The sequence below is a fragment of the Bacillus sp. FJAT-27986 genome (genome assembly GCF_001685035.1).
Taxonomy (GTDB): Bacteria; Bacillota; Bacilli; order Bacillales; family Pradoshiaceae; genus Pradoshia.
In genome coordinates this window covers 237,478-256,307 of record NZ_MAYV01000018.1, presented here as the reverse complement: position 1 = coordinate 256,307, position 18,830 = coordinate 237,478, and the positions used below count along the sequence as shown (strand labels likewise).

At 38.8% G+C, this 18,830-nt stretch carries 11 protein-coding genes, 21 tRNA genes and 1 rRNA gene; 31 read left to right on the top strand and 2 right to left on the bottom strand.

The window, feature by feature from the left end; translation table 11 throughout:
• Positions 1–90 precede the first annotated feature (90 nt).
• From rrf to A8L44_RS16915, 27 genes are all read left to right on the top strand, one after another.
• Positions 91–207, top strand: a 5S ribosomal RNA gene (rrf, locus tag A8L44_RS17045).
• Between the two features lie 8 nt (positions 208–215).
• A tRNA-Val gene (locus A8L44_RS17040) sits at positions 216–291 on the top strand.
• 97 nt (positions 292–388) lie between these two features.
• Positions 389–464 (top strand) — tRNA-Thr (locus A8L44_RS17035).
• 7 nt (positions 465–471) lie between these two features.
• Positions 472–547 (top strand) — tRNA-Lys (locus tag A8L44_RS17030).
• Positions 548–557: 10 nt separating this feature from the next.
• Positions 558–639 (top strand) — tRNA-Leu (locus tag A8L44_RS17025).
• 7 nt (positions 640–646) lie between these two features.
• Positions 647–721, top strand: a tRNA-Gly gene (locus tag A8L44_RS17020).
• A 14-nt stretch (positions 722–735) separates the two neighbouring features.
• Positions 736–821 (top strand) — tRNA-Leu (locus A8L44_RS17015).
• Positions 822–841: 20 nt separating this feature from the next.
• A tRNA-Arg gene (locus A8L44_RS17010) sits at positions 842–918 on the top strand.
• Between the two features lie 8 nt (positions 919–926).
• A tRNA-Pro gene (locus A8L44_RS17005) sits at positions 927–1,003 on the top strand.
• Between the two features lie 12 nt (positions 1,004–1,015).
• Positions 1,016–1,091, top strand: a tRNA-Ala gene (locus A8L44_RS17000).
• 28 nt (positions 1,092–1,119) lie between these two features.
• Positions 1,120–1,196, top strand: a tRNA-Met gene (locus tag A8L44_RS16995).
• A gap of 4 nt (positions 1,197–1,200) precedes the next feature.
• A tRNA-Ile gene (locus tag A8L44_RS16990) sits at positions 1,201–1,277 on the top strand.
• Between the two features lie 8 nt (positions 1,278–1,285).
• Positions 1,286–1,378 (top strand) — tRNA-Ser (locus tag A8L44_RS16985).
• Between the two features lie 47 nt (positions 1,379–1,425).
• Positions 1,426–1,499 (top strand) — tRNA-Met (locus A8L44_RS16980).
• Between the two features lie 5 nt (positions 1,500–1,504).
• Positions 1,505–1,581 (top strand) — tRNA-Asp (locus A8L44_RS16975).
• Positions 1,582–1,646: 65 nt separating this feature from the next.
• Positions 1,647–1,722, top strand: a tRNA-Phe gene (locus A8L44_RS16970).
• 23 nt (positions 1,723–1,745) lie between these two features.
• Positions 1,746–1,821, top strand: a tRNA-His gene (locus tag A8L44_RS16965).
• A gap of 6 nt (positions 1,822–1,827) precedes the next feature.
• A tRNA-Gly gene (locus tag A8L44_RS16960) sits at positions 1,828–1,901 on the top strand.
• An 11-nt stretch (positions 1,902–1,912) separates the two neighbouring features.
• Positions 1,913–1,986: transfer RNA gene (locus A8L44_RS16955), tRNA-Ile, on the top strand.
• Between the two features lie 11 nt (positions 1,987–1,997).
• Positions 1,998–2,072 (top strand) — tRNA-Asn (locus A8L44_RS16950).
• A gap of 5 nt (positions 2,073–2,077) precedes the next feature.
• A tRNA-Ser gene (locus tag A8L44_RS16945) sits at positions 2,078–2,168 on the top strand.
• Between the two features lie 3 nt (positions 2,169–2,171).
• Positions 2,172–2,243: transfer RNA gene (locus tag A8L44_RS16940), tRNA-Glu, on the top strand.
• 1,156 nt (positions 2,244–3,399) lie between these two features.
• Positions 3,400–5,379 (top strand): 1,4-alpha-glucan branching protein GlgB, encoded by a 1,980-nt coding sequence (gene glgB, locus A8L44_RS16935; RefSeq protein ID WP_066109235.1) that lies wholly within the window; start codon positions 3,400–3,402, stop codon positions 5,377–5,379.
• Positions 5,321–6,475, top strand: coding sequence for a glucose-1-phosphate adenylyltransferase (locus tag A8L44_RS16930; protein ID WP_066109232.1), 1,155 nt, complete (start codon positions 5,321–5,323; stop codon positions 6,473–6,475). Before glgB ends, A8L44_RS16930 begins: the two co-directional genes overlap by 59 nt.
• A 22-nt stretch (positions 6,476–6,497) precedes the next feature.
• Positions 6,498–7,526 carry a sugar phosphate nucleotidyltransferase gene (locus tag A8L44_RS16925; RefSeq protein WP_066109229.1) on the top strand — a complete coding sequence of 343 codons (1,029 nt, stop codon included), beginning with the start codon at positions 6,498–6,500 and terminating at the stop codon, positions 7,524–7,526.
• Entirely contained in the window at positions 7,523–8,950 is a 1,428-nt protein-coding gene (gene glgA / locus A8L44_RS16920) for a glycogen synthase GlgA (RefSeq protein WP_066109225.1), read from the top strand. The genes A8L44_RS16925 and glgA overlap by 4 nt, the downstream gene beginning before the upstream one ends.
• A gap of 5 nt (positions 8,951–8,955) precedes the next feature.
• Complete coding sequence (locus A8L44_RS16915) at positions 8,956–11,367, top strand: glycogen/starch/alpha-glucan phosphorylase (RefSeq protein ID WP_066109224.1); 2,412 nt, start codon at positions 8,956–8,958, stop codon at positions 11,365–11,367.
• A 228-nt stretch (positions 11,368–11,595) separates the two neighbouring features.
• Here the strand turns inward: A8L44_RS16915 and A8L44_RS16910 are convergent, their stop codons facing one another.
• Both A8L44_RS16910 and A8L44_RS16905 read right to left on the bottom strand, forming a co-directional pair.
• Positions 11,596–12,345 (bottom strand): TraR/DksA C4-type zinc finger protein, encoded by a 750-nt coding sequence (locus tag A8L44_RS16910; RefSeq protein ID WP_066109223.1) that lies wholly within the window; start codon positions 12,343–12,345, stop codon positions 11,596–11,598.
• A gap of 136 nt (positions 12,346–12,481) precedes the next feature.
• The gene (locus tag A8L44_RS16905) at positions 12,482–13,417 is read right to left on the bottom strand and encodes a 1,4-dihydroxy-2-naphthoate polyprenyltransferase (RefSeq protein WP_066109220.1); all 936 of its coding nucleotides are present in this window, start codon (positions 13,415–13,417) and stop codon (positions 12,482–12,484) included.
• Positions 13,418–13,891: 474 nt separating this feature from the next.
• On the opposite strand from A8L44_RS16905, the gene A8L44_RS16900 reads away from it, so the two are divergent.
• From A8L44_RS16900 to menB, 4 genes are read left to right on the top strand one after another with little or no spacing between them, the layout of a single operon-like run.
• Positions 13,892–15,301 carry an isochorismate synthase gene (locus A8L44_RS16900; RefSeq protein WP_066109218.1) on the top strand — a complete coding sequence of 470 codons (1,410 nt, stop codon included), beginning with the start codon at positions 13,892–13,894 and terminating at the stop codon, positions 15,299–15,301.
• The gene (gene menD, locus A8L44_RS16895; RefSeq protein ID WP_066109215.1) at positions 15,298–17,055 is read left to right on the top strand and encodes a 2-succinyl-5-enolpyruvyl-6-hydroxy-3-cyclohexene-1-carboxylic-acid synthase; all 1,758 of its coding nucleotides are present in this window, start codon (positions 15,298–15,300) and stop codon (positions 17,053–17,055) included. The genes A8L44_RS16900 and menD overlap by 4 nt, the downstream gene beginning before the upstream one ends.
• Positions 17,045–17,869 carry a 2-succinyl-6-hydroxy-2,4-cyclohexadiene-1-carboxylate synthase gene (gene menH, locus A8L44_RS16890; RefSeq protein WP_066109213.1) on the top strand — a complete coding sequence of 275 codons (825 nt, stop codon included), beginning with the start codon at positions 17,045–17,047 and terminating at the stop codon, positions 17,867–17,869. Before menD ends, menH begins: the two co-directional genes overlap by 11 nt.
• A 2-nt stretch (positions 17,870–17,871) precedes the next feature.
• Positions 17,872–18,690: a 1,4-dihydroxy-2-naphthoyl-CoA synthase gene (menB, locus tag A8L44_RS16885; protein ID WP_066109208.1), complete on the top strand. Its 819-nt coding sequence runs from the start codon at positions 17,872–17,874 to the stop codon at positions 18,688–18,690.
• The last annotated feature ends 140 nt before the right edge of the window (positions 18,691–18,830 follow it).

Below are 18,830 nucleotides of genomic sequence, written 5' to 3'. Positions count from 1 at the left end.
AGAGAATGAAAAAAAGATAAAAATTCTTTAAAATTTCTCTTGAAAAATGTCAGAAATACGATATAATAATAAATGTCGCTGACAAAATCGTCTGGTGACGATGGCGAAGAGGCCACACCCGTTCCCATTCCGAACACGGAAGTTAAGCTCTTCAGCGCCGATGGTAGTTGGGACGCGAGTCCCTGTGAGAGTAGGACGTCGCCAGGCAATAAAATGGAGGATTAGCTCAGCTGGGAGAGCATCTGCCTTACAAGCAGAGGGTCGGCGGTTCGATCCCGTCATCCTCCACCATTATAAAATTAAAAATTACCAAAAAATACTTGGTGAAATTATAAAAAACATAAGTTATAATAATTAAGTGTTTTAGAAAAGCATTTAAATCTATTAAGCCGGTGTAGCTCAATTGGTAGAGCAACTGACTTGTAATCAGTAGGTTGGGGGTTCAAGTCCTCTTGCCGGCACCATCAGTACGAGCCATTAGCTCAGTCGGTAGAGCATCTGACTTTTAATCAGAGGGTCGAAGGTTCGAGTCCTTCATGGCTCACCATTTACAAAATGCGGGTGTGGCGGAATTGGCAGACGCACCAGACTTAGGATCTGGCGCCTTACGGCGTGGGGGTTCAAGTCCCTTCACCCGCACTTATATGCGGAAGTAGTTCAGTGGTAGAACACCACCTTGCCAAGGTGGGGGTCGCGGGTTCGAATCCCGTCTTCCGCTCCAATGCCAAGTTATATGCCGGGGTGGCGGAATTGGCAGACGCACAGGACTTAAAATCCTGCGGTAGGTGACTACCGTGCCGGTTCGAGACCGGCCCTCGGCACTAGTTTTTTGCAAAAAAATGCGCCCGTAGCTCAATTGGATAGAGCGTTTGACTACGGATCAAAAGGTTAGGGGTTCGACTCCTCTCGGGCGCGCCATCTTTTTGCGGGAAGTAGCTCAGCTTGGTAGAGCACTTGGTTTGGGACCAAGGGGTCGCAGGTTCGAATCCTGTCTTCCCGACCATCTAAAACTTATGGGGCCTTAGCTCAGCTGGGAGAGCGCCTGCTTTGCACGCAGGAGGTCAGCGGTTCGATCCCGCTAGGCTCCACCATTATAAACTTTAATAGGATTCAATATTTGGCGGTGTAGCTCAGCTGGCTAGAGCGTACGGTTCATACCCGTAAGGTCGGGGGTTCGATCCCCTCCGCCGCTACCAAATAGGACCTTTAGCTCAGCTGGTTAGAGCAGACGGCTCATAACCGTCCGGTCGTAGGTTCGAGTCCTACAAGGTCCACCACTATATATGGAGGAATACCCAAGTCTGGCTGAAGGGACCGGTCTTGAAAACCGGGAGGCGGGTTAAACCGCGCGGGGGTTCGAATCCCTCTTCCTCCGCCATATATACCTTAAATACCTTGTAGTATATGGAAACAAATTATTATTGTCGCGGGGTGGAGCAGTCTGGTAGCTCGTCGGGCTCATAACCCGAAGGTCGCAGGTTCAAATCCTGTCCCCGCAATAAATGGTCCGGTAGTTCAGTTGGTTAGAATGCCTGCCTGTCACGCAGGAGGTCGCGGGTTCGAGTCCCGTCCGGACCGCCATTTATAAAATGTTAGCTCATCAGTAAGACATTGAGCAGCATCAGAGAAATACAAAGATACAAAACGGCTCAGTAGCTCAGTCGGTAGAGCAAAGGACTGAAAATCCTTGTGTCGGCGGTTCGATTCCGTCCTGAGCCACCATAACTTTAAAAAGACAATGCACGGCGGTTGTGGCGAAGTGGTTAACGCATCGGATTGTGGTTCCGACATTCGTGGGTTCGATTCCCATCAGCCGCCCCATAGAGTGCGGGTGTAGTTTAGTGGTAAAACCTCAGCCTTCCAAGCTGATGATGAGGGTTCGATTCCCTTCACCCGCTCCAAATTTTACTTCGGGCCTATAGCTCAGCTGGTTAGAGCGCACGCCTGATAAGCGTGAGGTCGATGGTTCGAGTCCATTTAGGCCCATATACCATTATTCCGTAGTAGCTCAGTGGTAGAGCACTCGGCTGTTAACCGAGCGGTCGTAGGTTCGAATCCTACCTGCGGAGCCATATTTGGGGAAGTACTCAAGAGGCTGAAGAGGCGCCCCTGCTAAGGGTGTAGGTCGGGTAACCGGCGCGAGGGTTCAAATCCCTCCTTCTCCGCCATTTGGCCCCTTGGTCAAGCGGTTAAGACACCGCCCTTTCACGGCGGTAACACGGGTTCGAATCCCGTAGGGGTCATAAAAACCATGTACATGATGTACATGGTTTTTTTATATATTATTTTAATAAATGAAATCTTAATAATTAAAACATAACTGCCAAAAGAGCTCAGTCCGTCAATACATTGTCTCCTAAACGCCTTATAAGAAGGCAAAGGTAAAATTCTAATAACGGTTAAATTCTAAAATAGAACGAGAATAAAGCCGAACTGATCATCAAGTACTTTTAAGAGGAATACCAAGTAAAATTTTATGATTTCTTTAGTAAGGATTATATCAACCAAATTGAAAATCTACTTCTACCTGTAATTTGAATAGATGTGTGAGTCAATTCTTGAATTGTTTCCCCATTTGGGAATTGGGAAAATATTGCTATAAGCCCTTCTCATTTTGCCCTATACTAATTTTACTGTTCGAACCTCCACTCCACCTAAATTAAGTATTAAATTCTGCTATTAAATATGCCTCACGATAAACCTTCATATGATCCATATATCAACATAAATAAGCAATTGAAGCTCGCATAGACATCTTCTTATAGTTTTCTGAGAGGGTATCATTTATTTAAGTCTTGCTTTAATCAGTAGATCCGTGAGACAATGGAAAGTAATTGTAAAGGTTTGTATTTAAAAAATTTCACGGATAATGTTCTCTTATAGAGAATATACTAATTCTTAAATCCTCAATCGATTATAAAGAAGCCCTCAGAAGAATTAACTCAACACAATCATCCTTTCCTCGATTGTATTTCCTAAAGTTCTATGTTGAAAGATATATTATATGCCAAAGTATCTAAGTTCCCTTTTTGGTCTTGAATTATGAGAATATTTTGTTTACTATAGATAAATACTATAATAAACAAATAATTTAATATTTTCTTACACAACTTTATTAAGTAAACATTTTAATTAATTAACTCGTTTTTGAGTGGTAGACCACTTCATTGATATTTTTCTCAATATAATGAAATATTTAACATAAAAATAATAGTATTTAAGTTTCTATATACTATATTTTGGATATATTATACTGATACCTGTTAATTTATCTTACTAATTCCAAAAAGTAGTGAAAAAAAGCTTTTTAGAGCTAAATTAACAATTTTTGCATTTGATTTAGTTACAGAATAAGTAGTTTAATTAGTATATTGAGAAAATTCGAGAAAGGGTGATAATATGCCTAATGCTATCCCAACAGACTATCAGGTCCATTTGTTTCATGAAGGCTCTCTTTATGATGCATATAAACTGTTCGGTTCCCATTTGATAAAGGTAAATGATGATATACATACAAGGTTTACAGTATATGCACCAAACGCCCGTCAGATACGCTTGGTGGGTTCTTTTAATAATTGGAATGGTAACGGTTATGAATTAAAAAGAGTTTCTGAACAGGGTATTTGGACGCTTCTGGTAGATAAAAACCTGGACGGACATATATACAAATATGAAATTGAAGCAGCATCTGGAGCCATAGCTCTAAAGAGTGATCCGTATGCCTTCTATTCAGAAATAAGGCCTCATACGGCATCTGTCGTATATCCTATAGATGATTCATATAAATGGAATGATGCGTCTTGGCTTAAGAAAAAAACAAAGAAACAACAAGATGAGAACCCCATGTTTATTTATGAAATTCATGCAGGAACATGGAGAAAACATATCCAGGAAGGCCAAGTGTCTATACCGAGCGATGAATGCAAGATTGAGGAATTTTATACATACCGTGACCTGGCTGATGAACTCATCCCCTATGTAGTTGAACAGGGCTTTACACATATTGAGCTAATGCCACTAACTGAACATCCGTTCGACGGATCATGGGGCTATCAGAGTACAGGTTATTATTCACCAACAAGCCGATATGGCAGGCCTGAAGACTTGAAATATTTTATCGATCAATGTCATCAGCATAACATAGGTGTATTGCTTGATTGGGTACCTGGTCACTATTGTAAAGATGCTCATGGTTTATTTATGTTTGATGGATCACCTGTTTATGAATACTCTGATCTCAAACACAGAGAGAATCCAGTATGGGGAACAGCAAATTTTGACTTGGGCAAACCAGAAGTTCATAGTTTTTTAATATCCAACGCAAGATATTGGATGAAGTATTTTCACATAGATGGATTTAGAGTGGATGCTGTCGCAAATATCATTTATTGGCCCAATACATATAGTGGTGACGTTAATCCACATGCTATAGATTTTTTACAGAAACTTAACCAAGTTGTAAAAGAATCCGATCCTACAGTTCTTATGATGGCTGAAGACTCAACTGATTGGCCTAACGTAACTAAGCCAGCTAGTGAGGGAGGTTTAGGATTTACATATAAGTGGAATATGGGTTGGATGAACGATATTTTAGAGTACATGGAATCAGATCCGTGTTCTCGAAAGGATCTTCATAATAAAGTAACATTCTCCTTAATGTATGCTTATACGGAACGGTTTATTTTACCTTTGTCACATGATGAAGTGGTCCACGGTAAAAAATCTCTTCTTGATAAAATGCCAGGAAGCTACGAAGAAAAATTTTCTCAGTTGAAATTACTCATGGGATTTATGACAACCCACCCGGGGAAAAAATTATTATTTATGGGTGGAGAGCTGGGGATGTTCTCAGAATGGAAGGATAAAGAACAGGTTGATTGGCATCTACTAAATTATGATTCTCATCAAACATTAAATCATTTCTTTGCAGACTTACTAAAGTTTTACAAACGGTCAAAGCCGTTATATGAGTTAGATGATTATCCTGAAGGATTTGAGTGGATTGATGTTCATAACACCGATCAGTCCATATTCTCATTTATTCGTCGTGATCGAGAAGGAAATCCATTGATAGTACTGTGTAATTTCAAAAATATATCTTATGAAGAATATAAAGTTGGAGTACCTGATAAACAGGAGTACAAAGAGGTCATAAATAGTGATGCTGTCCAATATGGTGGAAGCGATCATGTTAATAAAAAGAAAATCATCGCAGAAGAAGGTTCTTTTCATGGGAGACCATATCACGTAAAGATTAAGGTACCTCCATTTGGAATTACTGTACTGCGTCCCATTAAAAAACGGAAGGAGTTAAATAAAAATGGCAAAGAAAAAAATAGTCGCAATGCTACTGGCAGGAGGACAAGGAACAAGGCTTGAGGCTTTGACAGCTGATGTTGCAAAACCGGCAGTCCCATTTGGCGGTAAATATAGAATTATAGATTTTACATTAAGTAACTGTACGAACTCTGGAATAGATACGGTAGGGGTATTAACGCAATACCAGCCGTTATTGCTTAATTCCTATCTTTCTAACGGAAGTGCCTGGGATCTCGATTTAAAAGATGGCGGAGTAACTGTATTACCTCCCTATTCTGCTTCAAAGGAAATGAGATGGTATACGGGTACAGCAAGTGCGGTTTACCAAAACTTAAACTATATCGATCAATATGATCCGGATTATGTGATTGTTCTCTCAGGAGATCACATTTACAAAATGGATTATGATAAAATGTTGAGCTTCCATGAGGAAAGAGGAGCAGATGCGACTATCTCTGTTATTCCTGTTCCTTGGGATGAAGCAAGCAGATTTGGAATCATGAACACCAGAGAAGATTATTCTGTAATGGAATTTGAAGAGAAACCGAAAAATCCGAAAAATAATTTAGCCTCTATGGGTATCTATATATTTAATCGTAAAGTTCTAAAAGACTATTTGATAAAAGATGCTAAAAATGAAGATTCAACAAGGGATTTTGGTAAGGATATCATACCTTTATTATTAAATGATGATAAAAAGGTATATGCTTATCCATTTGAAGGATATTGGAAAGATGTTGGTACACTGAAAAGTTATTGGGAAGCTAATATGGATTTACTGGATGAAGAGTGTGAATTAAATCTTTATGACTATTCATGGCGCATTTATTCAGTTAATCCGAACAGACCACCACAATATCTATCTAACAAAGCAGAGGTTAAAGAATCACTGATTAACGAAGGATGTATAGTTGAAGGTAAGGTGGAAAAATCAGTCGTTTTCTATGGAGCACAGATTGGCAAAGACGCACATGTTAAAGATTCTGTAATCATGTCAGATGCAGTTATCGGAAAGAATGTCTATATTGAAAAGGCTATTATTCCTCCAGGTGCTGTTATACCGGATAACCAGGTGATCAGACCTATTGATGATGAAGATGTTATATTGGTTAATCCTGAACTGTTAACAGAAGAAAATGTTATAAAATTATCTTGATATAGTGAAAGGCGTTGAAAATATGAGTAAATCACTATTAGGTATTATAGATGCCACGAATAGTTTTGAATCACTGGATATTTTAACAAAAAGTCGGAATGTTGCAGCATTACCAATAGCTGGTCGTTTCCGTTTAATAGATTTTATTCTTTCAAGCATGGTTAATTCGGGAATATCTAATGTAGCTGTTTATCCACAAGCACATTTCAGATCGTTAATGGACCATTTGGGAACAGGTAAGAACTGGGATTTGAATAGAAAAAGAGATGGACTATTCTTCCTCCCGGTGCCTCATACAGAAGATGTATCTGGTGAGGTTCATGCGTTTGATCACTTTGCTTATCATATGACCTATCTTGAAAGAAGTAAACAGGAGTATGTGATTGTTGCTAACAGTCAAACCGTTTGCAATATCGATTTTAATGCTGTTCTTAAATATCATATACAAAACAAATGTGATATTACGGAAATCAAAAAAGATAAAGAATCACTTGAAATGTTCATCCTTAAAAAAGAACTGCTTGTTAAATTAATTGACGAGCGGAAACAAACTGGGTACAAATGTTTAAAGGATGTTGTGGAAGATCATTATTCCGACTTCGCTATCTGTGTTTATCAGTATGAAGGTTATCTGGCGAATATCAATTCTATTAATGCCTATTTTCAATCAAGTATAGATCTTCTTAAAGAAGAAAATTGGAGTCAGTTATTCATGAAGGAATGTCCTATCTATACAAAAGTTAAGGATGAGCCGCCATCCAAGTATAGTGAGAAGTCTCATGTAAGCCAATCAATGGTTGCCAACGGCTCTATCATAAAAGGTGAAGTAGAGCACAGTATCATCTTTAGGGCCGTTAATATTGATGAAGGTACTTCCATTAAAAATTCCATTATCATGCAAAAAACAAAAATCGGTAAGAATTGCAAACTCGATTATGTAATCCTCGATAAGGATGTAGAAATTGCTGATGGAACAGTTCTGATTGGGTCTCCATTCCAACCAATTGTTATTCAAAAAGGTGTAAAACAAGGAGCGTTGATGAACTCGTGAATGTATTATTTGTAGTATCTGAATGTGTACCCTTTGCTAAATCTGGAGGGCTGGCTGACGTAGCCGGCTCTCTTCCTAAAGAATTAAAAAAGTTAGGTCATGAGGTAAGAGTGTTGCTTCCTAAGTATGGGACGATACCTACTCATTTTTTTAATTCAGCGAAAAAAATTGCTGAATTTGAAGTTCAGTTAAGCTGGAGAAGACAGTATTGCGGTATTTTTGAAGCTGAATATGATGGTGTCATTTATTACTTTATGGATAATGAATATTATTTCCATAGACCAAAACTTTATGAGCAATTTGACGATGGTGAACGTTTTGCTTATTTCTGTAAAGCGGCTGTTGAAGCACTTTATCATATTCCATTTTTACCGGATGTTATTCATACACATGATTGGCATACGGGAATGATTCCATTCTTATTGAAAACTCAGCACCAGAATACGAAATTAGCAAACATCAAAAATATATTTACAATTCATAATTTGCAATTCCAAGGCATTTATGGAAAAAGTTTTCTTGATGATGTACTGGGGATTCATGATGACTACTTTAACCAGTTGGAATTTGACGGGAACGTCAACTTTATGAAATCAGCACTGGTTTATGCAGATGCAATAACTACTGTCAGCCCTACTTATAAAGAGGAGATTAAAACTGACTATTACGGTGAGCGTCTGAATGGATTGCTTCAGGCAAGAGACTCAGATTTATATGGGATTTTAAATGGAATTGACAATGACTTATATAATCCAAAAAAAGATGCTGCGATTGCCAGCGAGTTTTCAGTCAATTCTCTGAAAGGCAAAAAAGCGAATAAACGTTATCTCCAGGAGTATTTCAATTTACCGGTAGATGATAGCAAGCCGCTGATTGCCGTTGTATCGCGTTTAACCTCTCAGAAAGGCTTTGATCTGGTTAGAGCTGTATTCCATGAGATTTTGCAGGAAGATATCCAAATGATCATGCTGGGTACAGGCGATCCGCAATTCGAGCATTTCTTTGGTTATACGTCCCAATGGTATCAGGATAAATTAAGGGTTCATATTGGTTTTAATGAAGATTTAGCCCATCAAATATATGCTGGAGCTGATTTGTTCCTTATGCCTTCTAAATTTGAACCTTGCGGATTAAGCCAATTAATAGCAATGAGATATGGTACATTGCCGATTGTTAGGGAAACAGGGGGTCTGCGAGATACTGTACAGCCATATAATGAATTTACTGGCGAGGGCAATGGTTTTTCATTTACTAACTTTAATGCTCATGACATGCTTTATACAATACGTCGGGCATTATCTTTTTATCATAATCCTTCTGAGTGGAAAAAGATTGTTAAGAACTCGATGAAGAAGGACTATAGCTGGGCACGTTCAGCAGCAGAGTATGAGGTTTTGTATAAAGACTTGACTGAGAGGATCTGATTTAGATGTTTGATAATAAAGAACTGTTTAAGGAAGCCTTTATATCTAAGCTTGAAATGTCTTATGGAAAAACATTTTCAGAATCGACTCCGCAGGAGCAATATCATACTTTAGGAATTATGATTCGTGAATATATAAGTAAGAATTGGATTAAAACCAATCAATTATATAGAGAAACGAAGACAAAGCAGGTCTACTATTTATCAATTGAATTTTTACTCGGTAGAATTATGGGGAGTAATGTCTTAAATCTTGGCATACAAAAAGTAGTGGAAGACGGGCTTGAGGATTTAGGGATTAGCTTTTCGGAGCTGGAAACACTTGAGCCGGATTCTGCGCTCGGTAATGGTGGGTTAGGCCGATTAGCTGCTTGTTTCATGGATTCCATTGCTTCTTTGGAATTGCCTGGTCATGGATGTGGTATTCGCTATAAATATGGTTTATTTGAGCAAAAAATCATTGATGGCGTACAAGTTGAATATCCAGAGCAATGGCTTCAAAATGGACATGTATGGGAGGTTCGAAAAGCCGATCAGGCAGTAATGGTACCTTTTTGGGGAGAAGTACAATCCTATACAGATTCTGATGGCCGTTTAGGTTTCCGTCATATTGATACAGAGCCAATAATGGCTGTACCTTATGACATACCGGTTGTTGGCTATCAGAATGAAACGGTGAATACACTCAGATTGTGGAATGCTGAGCCTGCCCCGGCTCCTTATCATCGCGATATTATGCGTTACAAGCGTGATACAGAATTGGTATCAGAATTTCTTTATCCGGATGATACAGAAGACAGCGGGAAAATTCTGCGTTTAAAACAACAGTATTTCCTTGTCTCAGCCAGTTTGCATACCATATTAAAGACATACCGCAAAAAGAATATTCCTATGAGCAAATTGCATGAATACGTATCAATACATATAAATGATACTCACCCTGTTCTGGCCATCCCGGAATTAATGAGGATCTTATTGGATGAAGAAAAAATGTCATGGGAAGAAGCATGGGAAGTAACCACAAAAACGATATCTTATACGAATCATACGACGCTTTCTGAGGCATTGGAAAAATGGTCAATTCGTTTATTCCAACCATTATTGCCAAGGATCTTTATGATTGTGAATGAGATTAACGAGCGGTTCTGTCAGCAATTATGGGAGCTGTATCCGGGTGAGTGGCAAAGAATAGAGGATATGGCTATCATTGCTCATGATCAGGTTAAAATGGCCCATCTGGCTATTGCAGGCAGCCATAGTATAAACGGAGTAGCCCATCTGCATACTGAGATTCTCAAGAAGAGAGAAATGAACAATTTCTATCAGGTTTTTCCTGAAAAGTTTAATAATAAAACCAATGGTATTACTCATCGCAGATGGTTATTGAAATCCAATCCAGGACTTTCCCGTTTAATTTCGCAAGCAATCGGCGATAAATGGCAAATTGATCCGGTATATATGAAGGAATTGGAGCGGTTTAGTACGGATTCTTCCTTTTTAGAAGAGCTAATGAAAGTGAAAGCAGACAATAAGAAAAAGCTGGCTAAGCGGATTAAAGAACAAAATGGTATAACCGTTAATCCAGATAGTATTTTTGATGTCCAGGTCAAACGTTTGCACGCGTATAAACGCCAATTGCTAAATGTTCTTCACATTATGTATTTATACAATCGAATGAAGGAAGAGCCAAATTTCAAGCCATATCCGCGTACCTTTATATTTGGAGCTAAAGCATCCCCAGGATACTACTATGCCAAAAAAATTATTAAATTGATTAACACCGTGGCGGATAAAGTAAATAATGATCCGGACACAAAAGATTATATAAAGGTCGTATTTCTCGAAAATTATCGGGTATCTCTGGCTGAAGAAATATTCCCTGCAGCTGAATTAAGTGAACAAATTTCGACTGCAAGTAAAGAAGCATCAGGAACAGGTAATATGAAATTTATGATGAATGGTGCTTTGACCATCGGTACAATGGATGGGGCTAATGTAGAAATCTTTGAGAGAGTCGGAGAAGAACATATCTTTACATTCGGATTATCGTCAGAGGAAGTTATGAATTACAACGCACATGGAGGTTATCACTCCTCAGAATATTATATGCTTGATCGGAGAATTCATCAGGCTGTAAACCAATTAATTAATGGATTCTTCCCGAATACATCTGGAATGTTTGATATGATATATGATTCTCTGCTATTAGAAAATGATCAATATTTTGTATTAAGGGATTTTGGTTCCTATGCAAGTACACAGGAAAAGGTAGAGGCATCTTATCAAGACAAAAAGAAATGGAACTCATCAAGTGTAATAAATATTGCTAATTCAGGATTTTTCTCAAGTGACCGAACAATTCAGGAATATGCAACAGACATCTGGAACGTAAACCCTATAAATCAAAGAAACAAATAAATTATGTAAAATAGATAAAGGCAATCTATATTCCATTGATTAAAGGAATATAGGTTGCCTTTTTACCATGTGTAATGTTTTGAATATGTAGAAGCTACTTTTTGTCATATGTAACTGTTATGAACTATTAATTAGATAATTATCAAATGAAAAACAGCTCACTGGAACTTCTTGAAAGGTTATAGTTATATATAGCAGCAAAGAAAAAAGGACAGCCAATAGGCTGCCTTATTTGTTCTTGTTGTCCACATAACTATCTCTTTTTCGGTAAGGAATATCTCCTAAATTTGACTCTAGGTTTTCATCTTCCAGGCGTTCTTCATAATCGGTTTTTGCATCGCTTTGATATACTTTACGTTCTCCGTCTGGACCATTACCAACGAATGACTCAACTTCATCTGCAAAACCTTCATCCTCTGTTTGATCTGGATAAAGATCTTCATATCCTTTTGCATCTCTAACCATATCGGATGGAGTTTCCGAGGTTCCGTATTGGGCGGCTTCTTGATAACTGTCTGTGTAGTCTTCTATTCGATGATCATATGTTCTTTGAAGGGAATCTGGCTTTGGTGGCTGAATGACATCTTCCTCAATTGGACGGTGATTGCTTAATTCCTGTTTTTTTGAATGCTCGATACAATAGAGAGTGGATGGAATGGCCTCAAGTCTTTCGTATGGAATATCCTTTCCGCACTCTTTACATACACCGTATGTGCCTTCTTCTATTGCAGACAACGCTGTTTCAATTTCATTCAATTGCTCTTCTTCATGTATTTCCAGAGCCACATCTTTTTCACGCTCAAATAATTCTGTACCGAGATCGCCAGGATGATTATCATAGGATGATAGTTCTCCGGATGCTTCACGCTCACTTAGGTCGAGTCGGCTGTTTCTTTTTGTATTTAATTTGCTTTGAAATTCTTCTTTTTGTTCTTTTAATCTATCTGTTATAGCTTGAAGTTGATTTTTACTTAGCATGCTACCACTTCCTTAACTGTAATAAGTAACTTGTATTGTTACATTTACCCCATCACACAGTAGAAAAACATTTAAGAGAAATAGCAAGATTAGAGCAGAAAAAAATAAGCCTCTACTAAGAGGCTTATTAAAAGATTTAGAAGAAGAATCCAATATACATACCAAATGCAAATAAAAGACCATAGAAAGTGTTCGTTTGGCCTGTTGCTTTCATGGCAGGCATCATTTCCGGTGGAGTATCATTGCCAACAAATCCTTTCACGGCTTGTACCGCTTTTGGAATGCTCAATAGCACAAGTAATGTCCAAGGAGAAGTAATACCTGAGAACACTAGTACGAATGCCCATACATAGGAGAGAGCAAACATGGCTGCCAGTACGATAATGGCATTTTTCTTGCCAATGAGGATTGCCAATGTTTTTCGGCCGCCCTTTTTATCCCCGACTCTGTCGCGAATATTATTTGATAACAAAATAGCACCCACAGTCAAAAAGAATGGGACAGTTACGAGCCATGCATCTAATGTCACATTTCCAGTTTGAATAAAATAAGAAATCAAGATAATTAGGCAGCCCATAAAGAAACCGGATGTAATCTCGCCAAATGGGGTATAGGCTATTGGGAGCGGTCCACCAGTATATAAGTATCCCATTGACATTGATAATAATCCGATGAGTACCAACCACCAGCTGCTATTTGCGCATATATAAACACCTATCAGTGCTGATATACCATACAGAACGAGTGCTAATGTAAGAATCGACTTTGGTGATAAACCCTCATGTACGATTCCGCCACCAATCCCAATGGATTCCTCATTATCGAGTCCCTTTTTGAAATCATAATATTCATTAAATAGGTTCGTGGCAATTTGGATAAGCAGTGCGGCAGCCATCATAGCCACAAATAACCCGATATTCAGCGAAGGTATATGTTCATGAGCCAGCGCTGTTCCAACCAACACAGGTGTAAAACCAGCTGTTAATGTGTGTGGCCTGGTTAATTTCCACCAAACCCGCCAACTTTTTCTGGGTAATCCTGTCTTCGCAGGAGTATGCGAGTGATCTTGCATTTTGTTAATCCCCTTTACGTTATAAGTTACTAGCGAATAGTGGTAAATCAATATGTTAAACTATTAGTATAAAATATAATATTTTAAGAGTTCTACAACTCATATCATTCCCACTATTATTACTATACTAAATCAGTGTAGGTAAATGTTATAGTAAGTGTCAATACATTTATCCTCTATAGTAGACCTGTTAGAAAGTCATAATGGTTCAGGCTTTAAGAAAAAGATATTATAATAGTAAGGATCCGTATTAATAGGGAAAATAAGTATGATGGTTTGTTTATTGGAATAAACTGCATTCTTGTGGATAGAAGATACCATACAGGGAGCAAGCGGAATGGAATCGCTATCAAATGATGATGAGAATATAAGCTTTAAAATGAAAATTAAGAAACTACAAAAATTGACAGCTTAATTTCTACAGGTGTATCTTTAAATAGGTTTATTGGAAATAGGAGCAACGGAGGGATTTGAATGGCAATAAAGCAAATGACAGATATTCAACAGGAATTGACTGAAGCCTTACATACAGTAAAAAGGATTGCTATGCCAATCTTATTCAGTCATGTTGAGGCCGTTACCAATAAGAAACCGATCGATATCTATCAATCAAGTGAGTGTTTATATAAAGGTGAGCGATTTTACTGGAAAGATCCGGATAATGAATTGTATTTAGCCGGGATTGGAACAGCACGTAAGCTACAATCTCTTACTAATGGAGAAAAACGTTTTAAAGATATTAAGGATAAATGGACTGCCCTAATGGAGTCAGCCATTGTGAATGGGGTTAACTCTGGAAAAGGCACAGGACCTTTATGCTTTGGCGGTTTTTCCTTTAACTCTAAAAATACAGAGCCGGGTTCCAATTGGAGCCAATTTGGCAGTTATTTATTTTATATACCTAAGTTTTTAATTACAGAAACAAATCATGGTTCATACTTAACTTCCTCTATATATTTGACTCCTCATATGTCAGATAAAGAGGTACGCCAATTTATCGAAGATAGAGATGCTTTTTTGTCTATGTCTGATTCTGGCCAAAAAGAAATGCCAGCTATCATAGAACGGCAAGAACATATTGTGGAAGAGTGGAAACAGGCTATACTAAAATCTGTCGAGGATATCCGAAACGGACAGATGGAGAAAATCGTCCTGGCCCGTGAATTAAGTTTGCAATTTGAAGATGAAGTTCCATCTTATAAAGTACTTGAGAATTTAATGATTCAGCAAAACGGAAGCTTTATTTTTGGGCTTGAATCAGGGGATGATTGTTTTATAGGTGCTTCTCCGGAAAGGCTGATTAAAAAAGAGGGGCCGGCTGTATTTTCTGCATGTTTGGCAGGGTCAACGCCAAGAAATGAAGATGAAGAAATTGATTCAGCCCTAGGAAATGAATTATTAAATGATGATAAAAATCGATCCGAGCATCAGTTTGTGGTCAATATGATTAAAGAGGCGATGGAAGAGCATTGCATCGAGATTAATATTCCTGATGCTCCCGTATTAATGAAGCTAAAAAATATACAGCATCTTTATACACCGGTAAATTGTGTGAGTCTGCCCGGCACTTCTGTTTTGGACTTTGTGGAATTGCTTCATCCAACACCTGCTTTGGGAGGTTCGCCAAGAAATATTGCTATGGAGAAAATAGAAAAATATGAAGGTATGGATAGAGGATTTTATGCTGCTCCAATAGGGTGGATGGATATATACGGAAATGGTGACTTTTCTGTAGGAATCCGCTCAGGTTTATTAAAGAAGGATAAAGCATCTCTATATGCGGGCTGTGGGATTGTAGAAAAATCAAATCCCGAAAGTGAATATATGGAGACAAAAGTGAAATTTAAACCCATGCTTTCTGCTTTGGAGGGAAGGAATATATGAATCACCAAGAAGAGCTAACTGCTTTTATAGCATCCTTTGTAGATGAACTAGCCCGAGCGGAAGTGAATGATGTTGTCATTAGTCCGGGATCCAGATCTACACCAATCGCCTATTGTATGGCTGAACATCCGGATATGAATGTTCATATTAATATCGATGAAAGATCGGCCGCCTTTTTTGCGCTTGGGATGGCTAAGGAAAAGAGAAAGCCTGTCGCTTTGTTATGTACATCAGGTACAGCGGCTGCAAACTACTTTCCTGCTATCGTAGAGGCCTATTATTCAAGAGTGCCATTAATTGTTCTTACTGCTGACCGTCCGCATGAATTACGAGATGTTGGAGCACCACAGGCCATCGACCAAATAAACCTTTATGGGAAGCATGTGAAATGGTTTGTAGAAATGTCTCTGCCTGATTCCGGAGAAATGATGCTCCAGTATGCACGCACTGTAGCAAGCAGAGCCATCAGTAATACAATTCTGGAGCCTGCCGGACCTGTTCATGTTAATTTCCCTTTACGAGAGCCACTCATTCCAATCTTAAGCGAAATGGAAAAGTGGATTCGTAGAACGGACCATTCAAATGCGTGTATCGATATTGCACATGGACACCGTAAGCTGGCTGATTCTCAGTTGAATACATATCTTCGTTTAATTAAGGAAAGCGAAAAAGGGATTATTATTTGCGGTCCTATTGACCAACCTGATTTTAAGGAAGCTGTTTTGAATTTCGCTGAAGCAACGGGATATCCGATTCTTGCTGATCCTTTATCGCAATTAAGGGCAGGTGGAAATCAGCACGTAATTGAAACCTATGATACTTTTCTGAAGGAAGAAGCAATACACGGGAAAATTACACCAGATTTAATTATTCGGTTTGGTGCAATGCCAGTTTCTAAACCAGTATTGCAATTTGTGAAAAAGTGTAAACAGACAAATCATATTGTAGTAGATGGGGGCAGCGGCTGGAGAGAGCCAGCGGGAGTAAGTACCCATATGGTTTATTGTGATGAGGCCGCTTTCTGTCACTCGGTTAGAGAAAATCTTACTGTACATGCAAATACAGAAAGAAGAGATTGGCTTTCTCTTTGGCAAGGAATGAATGAAGTGGCGAAAGAAGGGCTGCTGACTATACAGGATGAAACAGGGATGCAGGAAGGTAAATTATTTTCTCTATTGGAAAGTTTACTTCCGGAAAAAGCTAACTTAGTAGTTGGCAATAGCATGCCTATTCGAAACGTAGATTCATTTTTCTTTCAAACAACTAAGCAGATTAGGATATTGGCAAACAGGGGAGCTAACGGGATAGATGGCCTTATCTCAACTGCTGCAGGAATCAGCGCTTCCTCTGAAATACCAACTGTACTGGCACTTGGAGACCTCAGCTTATTTCATGATATGAATGGTTTCCTGGCAGCTAAAATGTATCAATTAAAGCTTCTGGTTTTGGTTGTGAATAATGATGGCGGTGGAATCTTTTCTTACCTGCCTCAGTCTGCTGAAGAAAAACATTTTGAAGAGCTTTTTGGTACGCCTCATGGCTTACACTTTAATCATACAGCTGCTTTGTATGGAGCAAACTATAAAAATCCGGAAACTTGGGAAGAAGTGACTGATTCCATTCAGGACTGGGTAGCCAATCCGGATTTCTGTATTGTTGAAGTTTGTACAAGTCGTTCCTATGATGTGAAAAGATACAGGGAAGTCGTTCAGCATGTTTCCCGGGAAATAAGAATGATGAATGATGGCGAATAAACTCATGTTATCCATTAATGGAGTAAAGTATCACGTGCAATTGCAAGGAGTAGGACAGCCTGTACTTCTTTTGCATGGATTTACGGGTTCCATGAATACGTGGAATACATTTATTCAGGATTACAAACATTGTTTTCAGTTTATCAGTCTGGATCTATTAGGGCATGGTCTGACAGAAGCGCCTATTGATCCTGATAGATATGAAATGCAAAAGGCTGCTAAAGATATTAAGGACATTTTAATCGCTTTAAATATCCAAAGTGCACATATTCTTGGTTATTCGATGGGAGGGAGACTGGCATTGGGGTTTGCTGTTTTATATCCTGAATTTGTTCGGACTCTCATTTTAGAAAGCTCATCACCAGGCCTGGAACATGAAGACGAACGACTGTCGAGGGCACATAGTGATGCACAATTGGCAGAACGTATCAGAGAATATGGGATAGATAGTTTTGTAGATGATTGGGAGAAGATTCCGTTATTTGCTTCACAAGAAAGACTGTCGAATGGCAAGAAAGCAGAAATTAGGCAGGAGAGAGTATCCCATACCAGTATTGGCTTGCAAAATAGTTTAATGGGAATGGGTACAGGCTCACAGCCCTCATTTTGGAGTGAATTAAAGGAGTTGGATTTTCCCGTTTTATTGCTCGCGGGAGCATTGGATAAAAAGTTCGTTCAATTGGCCTTAAAAATGCAGAATTGCCTTAATAGATGCCAATTTGAAACAATAAATGACACTGGCCATGCAATACACGTGGAAGAACCCAAAATATTTGGTAGAATAGTAAGTGAGTTTATTAGAGGGAGGAATTAGAAATGGCTTTTGATTGGGTAACCATTCGTACATATGAAGATATTTTATATGAAAGATATAACGGTATTGCTAAAATTACCATCAACCGTCCAGAGGTACGCAATGCATTTCGTCCAAAAACAGTAATGGAATTGATTGATGCTTTTTCCCGTGCCAGGGATGATAAAGAAATAGGTGCTATTATTTTAACAGGCGCAGGTGACATGGCATTCTGTTCTGGCGGTGACCAAAAGGTTCGCGGTCATGGCGGATATGTGGGTGAAGACGAAATTCCTCGTCTGAATGTTCTTGATCTTCAACGCTTGATCCGTGTTATTCCAAAACCTGTTGTGGCAATGGTAGCAGGCTATGCTATTGGCGGAGGTCACGTACTGCATGTTGTATGTGATTTAACAATTGCTGCTGAAAATGCACGTTTTGGCCAAACCGGTCCTAAGGTTGGAAGCTTTGATGCAGGTTATGGTGCAGGATATTTAGCTCGAATCGTAGGCCATAAGAAAGCAAAAGAAATTTGGTTCTTGTGCCGTCAATATGATGCGCAGGAAGCACTTGATATGGGCTTGGTAAACAAAGTAGTTCCATTGGAGCAACTTGAAAAAGAAACGGTGCAATGGTGCGAGGAAATGCTTGAAAAGAGCCCAACTGCCCTTCGTTTCCTAAAAGCAGCTTTCAATGCGGATACAGATGGACTGGCTGGACTTCAGCAGTTGGCAGGCGATGCAACATTGCTTTATTATACAACAGATGAAGCCAAAGAAGGCCGCGATGCTTTTAAAGAAAAGCGCAATCCAGACTTTGACCAATTCCCACGATTCCCTTAATGGAGAACGAAAAACAGCTTGACGCCTACCGTCAGGCTGTTTTTATGTACATGTAAGTATCAGTTAGAGTGATAGAGGTTAATTTGTATTTGTACTTAAAAACGCTTTGATGGTCAGAGAGATCATGAAGGAGTTCAGAG

What these genes read in the sequence shown, in the direction of transcription:
- glgB (WP_066109235.1), top strand. Translation starts at nt 3,400, where the DNA reads ATGCCTAATGCTATCCCAACAGACTATCAGGTCCATTTGTTTCATGAA.
- A8L44_RS16930 (WP_066109232.1), top strand. Translation starts at nt 5,321, where the DNA reads ATGGCAAAGAAAAAAATAGTCGCAATGCTACTGGCAGGAGGACAAGGA.
- A8L44_RS16925 (WP_066109229.1), top strand. Translation starts at nt 6,498, where the DNA reads ATGAGTAAATCACTATTAGGTATTATAGATGCCACGAATAGTTTTGAA.
- A8L44_RS16915 (WP_066109224.1), top strand. Translation starts at nt 8,956, where the DNA reads ATGTTTGATAATAAAGAACTGTTTAAGGAAGCCTTTATATCTAAGCTT.
- A8L44_RS16910 (WP_066109223.1), bottom strand. Translation starts at nt 12,345, where the DNA reads ATGCTAAGTAAAAATCAACTTCAAGCTATAACAGATAGATTAAAAGAA.
- A8L44_RS16905 (WP_066109220.1), bottom strand. Translation starts at nt 13,417, where the DNA reads ATGCAAGATCACTCGCATACTCCTGCGAAGACAGGATTACCCAGAAAA.
- A8L44_RS16900 (WP_066109218.1), top strand. Translation starts at nt 13,892, where the DNA reads ATGGCAATAAAGCAAATGACAGATATTCAACAGGAATTGACTGAAGCC.
- menD (WP_066109215.1), top strand. Translation starts at nt 15,298, where the DNA reads ATGAATCACCAAGAAGAGCTAACTGCTTTTATAGCATCCTTTGTAGAT.
- menH (WP_066109213.1), top strand. Translation starts at nt 17,045, where the DNA reads ATGGCGAATAAACTCATGTTATCCATTAATGGAGTAAAGTATCACGTG.
- menB (WP_066109208.1), top strand. Translation starts at nt 17,872, where the DNA reads ATGGCTTTTGATTGGGTAACCATTCGTACATATGAAGATATTTTATAT.